At 36.7% G+C, this 4,124-nt stretch carries 3 protein-coding genes; all 3 read left to right on the plus strand.

What is annotated here, in order from left to right; translation table 11 throughout:
• Nucleotides 1-79: 79 nt before the first annotated feature.
• Entirely contained in the window at nucleotides 80-898 is an 819-nt protein-coding gene (locus tag H5072_RS13165; RefSeq protein ID WP_002958438.1) for a mechanosensitive ion channel family protein, read from the plus strand.
• Between the two features lie 186 nt (nucleotides 899-1,084).
• Nucleotides 1,085-1,867 (plus strand): YdiY family protein, encoded by a 783-nt coding sequence (locus tag H5072_RS13170; protein WP_024596589.1) that lies wholly within the window; start codon nucleotides 1,085-1,087, stop codon nucleotides 1,865-1,867.
• A gap of 122 nt (nucleotides 1,868-1,989) precedes the next feature.
• Nucleotides 1,990-4,124 (plus strand): SLBB domain-containing protein (locus tag H5072_RS13175; RefSeq protein ID WP_182693773.1); only part of this gene is annotated, 2,135 nt, incomplete at its 3' end.

The raw sequence follows: 4,124 nt of genomic DNA on the forward strand, positions 1-4,124 counted from the left end.
CATTATTTCATGAGAATAAATTGTAAATTAATGTATAATAATGCCCGAAAACGCTTAATAAAAAACATTTGGAGTAAATATGGATTCAGTACTTAATTGGCTTAACGATAACTCAGGCCTAATTTTACACTACGGTATACAAGCTGTTGTTGCGCTTGTTATCTTTTTACTTGGTAGTCGTGTTGCTAAGTTTTGTTCTAACTTAACTGAAAAAGGTTTTGCTAAAAAGAAAGTAGATAAAGCTGTCGGTTCATTTGTTTCAAGTATTGTGTACACACTTGTATTTGCTGTAACTATTTTAATGGCACTTTCGCAAATTGGCATTGAAACAACTTCGTTCATTGCTATTTTAGGTGCTGCCGGCTTAGCTGTTGGTTTAGCATTGCAAGGTTCATTATCTAACTTCGCATCAGGCGTACTAATTATTTTACTTCGTCCATTTAAGTCTGGTGACTTTGTTGAAGCAGGTAATAAAATGGGTACGGTTAAAAAAATCGAAATATTCTCAACTGAACTACGTACTCCAGATAATAAAGTAATTATCGTACCAAACTCTCAAATAATGTCTGGTGCTATTACTAACTTCTCACGAGAGTCTACTCGTCGTATCGATTTAGTTATTGGTGTTGGCTACGATGCTGATTTACGTCACGCAAAAGAAGTATTAAAATCTGTATTAGATGCAGAAACACGCATACTTAAAGATCCAGCTTACAATGTATCTGTAAATGAGTTAGGCGATTCAAGTGTTAACTTTATTGTTCGTCCTTGGGTTAACGCTGCTGATTATTGGCCTACTTACTGGTCATTAATGGAAAATATTAAAATCGCATTAGATGATGCAGATATTACTATCCCATTTCCACAAATGGATGTTCACTTTCACAAGCAAGACTAATTTTAAATAGTTATATAATTAAAGTTATCTTTAATTGTTATAGTGCTAAAGAGCTATTAAACATAAAATTTTCATGCGGTATTTGCTGCATGAAAATTTTTTACATTATTACTTAGCTGTTTAGCTTGCTCTAACAAGTAATGCTTTAATAAAATAGATGTACATTTATACAAAGGTTATTTTTTAATGAAATTAAAGCTTTTATCAGTTTTAGTTGCGGCTTCTGCTGCAACAAACGCATTTGCTGCAGACGCAGAACAAAGAACATGGGAAGTTACCAGTGAATTAGGTGCTATTGTCACAAGTGGTAATACAGAAACGACCACACTTAAAGGTGGCATCAAAGTTCAGCACAATCTTGAACACTGGAACAACGAATACAAGCTAGACGGCATCTACAAAGAAGATGAAGTTGAAGATGCTAATGGTGACAAAAACAAGCAGCGCACTAACGAGAAGTATTCAATTTCTGCACAAGGTAATTACAAATTAAATGAAGATCATTCTCATTTATTCATTTATGGTTCACACGTTTCAGATTATTTTGGAGCGTATAGAAGTGAGTCAGTAATTTCTGCAGGTTACGGTTTACGTTTATTAAACGAAAAAACTATGTGGCTAAGTGCTGAAATTGGTCCTGGTTATAAATACTTTGAATACCCAGATGACAGCACTGAAGTTGATGACAACGGTAACTCTCTTGCTGGTGAATTTGAAGGCGAAGTAATTGCCTTGGGTAAGTTAGATTACAACTGGCAAATTTCTGAGAATGCACGTTTTACTCAATTAGTTGCTGTTGAGTACGGTGATACAAACACTAAAACTCGTTCTGAAACTGCATTACTTGCAAAAATAAACGGCTCGTTACAAATGAAAGTCGCTTTTAATGTCACTAACAACTCAGATGTTGCTGACGACAAAGAAAGCACTGACACTGAAACGTCATTCACGTTGGTTTACAGTTTTTAACCAATGTAGTTAAGTTAATGACACTAAAGTGACAAAAGGGACGAAAGTCCCTTTTTTATTTGCTTAAAATTAAGGTATTATAGTGGCCAATTTTGGTTGTAGACCTAGGGATATACCTACTCGTGAAAGTTTTTACACAATTTATTAGTGCTTTTATTCTACTTTGTAGTTTTAGTACTTTGGCTTTTACGCCAACAGCGTCTCAAATTGAGCAATTTAAAAAGTTACCTAAAGCTCAACAAGAAGCCCTCGCAAAACAATACGGTGTTGATGTAGCAACGATCACTGGTACAAACCAATCTAATAATCAAAATAATACTCAGCAGCAAAATAGTATTGGTGAGCGCGCAGAACCCGAAAAAGAAAAGCTTACAGATGAAGAGCGCTTTAAACCAAAAACAGACGAATTAAAACCATACGGTTACGAATTGTTTGCAGGTGAACCAACTACATTTATGCCAAGCGAAAATGCTGCAGTACCAGATACATATATTGTGGGCCCTGGCGATCAATTAAAAATAAACTTTTATGGTAAAGAAAGTGACAGTGTTGAAGTCATAGTTGACCGTGAAGGACGTATTAGTATTCCAGATTTAAGCCCTGTAGAAGTGGCCGGTTTAACTTTTGCTGAAATTAAAGAATTAGTAAAAGTAAAAGTAGAGCAAGAGGTAATAGGTGTAAAAGCGTTTGTGTCGCTTGGTCAGCTTCGTAGCATGCGTATTTTAGTGCTAGGGGAAGCTTACAAGCCAGGTAGCTACAGCGTTTCTTCATTAACAACCGTTTCGCACGCATTATTTGTGAGCGGTGGCGTGTCTGATATTGCTTCTCTTCGTAATATTCAAGTTAAACGCGCAGGCAACGTAGTTGCAAACTTTGACCTTTACGACTTACTTATTAATGGCGATAGCAGTAACGATATCGTATTAAAGCCGGGCGATGCTGTATTTATTCCATCAGTTGGCGCTCAAGTAACAGTTGAGGGTGCAGTTAAACGTCCCGCTATTTTTGAACTTAAAAAAGGCGAATCTGCTAAGCAGTTATTAGCGATGGCTGGAGGCCTTAAACCCAATGCATACGCTAAAAGCGCAATTGTAGAGCGCTTTAATTTCGATCGTAAAGAAGTACTCTCGGTCGATTTTTCAAAACCACAAATTAACTATATCCCACAAGATGGCGACCGTATTCGCTTTAATTCAGTTAGCTCGCAATATCAAAATTCAATTAGCTTAATTGGTGCAGTAGCACGCCCAGGTAATTATCAATGGTACCAAGGCAAGCGTATTTCAGATGTACTTAAATCTATACGCGGTGACCTACTACCGCAAGCAGATTTAAGCTATGGCCTCGTAATCCGCGAAATAAATGTAAACGGCGATATAGAAGCGCATCAGTTCGACGTTGCTCAAGCGATTATTAAAAATCCTGAAAACAACTTACAACTTAAAGCTAATGACAAGATAGTTGTATTTAGTCGTTTTGAAGAAAAAGAAGCTGAGCAATCAGCTCTAGCAAATATGGCCCTTAGCCAAGAGCAACAAGAGCAGCAACAAAAAGCAGAGCAATGGCACAAGTTTGAGCAAAAAGAGTTCGAAAAATATATTGGTGTTAATCAAGAAGACGAAGAGCTTGTTCTTGAAGACAATAAAATACTAACAATTGCAGAAATTTCTAAACGCAAAGCAAAAGAAGAAGAAGACCAAGAACTCAAACCTGAAGATTACGCATTATTTAGCCGCCATAACTTATTAGCGCCGATTATTGCTAAATTTAAACAGCAAGCATCAGTGCAACAAGCAATGCAATTAGTTGAAATCAGCGGGAATGTAACTTTCCCTGGTATTTATCCACTAATGATTGGTGGTGAGGTAAGTGATTTAATAACAGCAGCAGGTGGCTTGTTAGAGTCTGCCTATGTAAAACAAGCTGAAATTACACGTATTGTAGCCAGCGATGGTTCTAAAATAGAACACTTACGATTTGACCTTGAAAGCGCCATGAAAGGCAACCATCAAAGTAATATTACATTACAAAGTAAAGACAGTATCAACGTTTTTGCAATTCCAAATTGGCAAGAAAATGTAAAAGTAGAATTAAAAGGTGAGCTTAAATTTCCAGGCACGTACACTATACGCCGAGGTGAAACGCTAACTGAATTACTTGAACGCGCGGGTGGTTTTTCACAATTTGCAGAACAAAAAGCAGCTGTATTTACCCGTACATCAATTAAAGTACAAGAGGAAAAGCAGTTAGCGCGTTT

Source organism: Pseudoalteromonas sp. SR45-5 (assembly GCF_014163565.1).
In the GTDB taxonomy this organism is placed as follows: Bacteria; Pseudomonadota; Gammaproteobacteria; order Enterobacterales; family Alteromonadaceae; genus Pseudoalteromonas; species Pseudoalteromonas distincta.

What these genes read in the sequence shown, in the direction of transcription:
- H5072_RS13165 (WP_002958438.1), top strand. Translation starts at nt 80, where the DNA reads ATGGATTCAGTACTTAATTGGCTTAACGATAACTCAGGCCTAATTTTA.
- H5072_RS13170 (WP_024596589.1), top strand. Translation starts at nt 1,085, where the DNA reads ATGAAATTAAAGCTTTTATCAGTTTTAGTTGCGGCTTCTGCTGCAACA.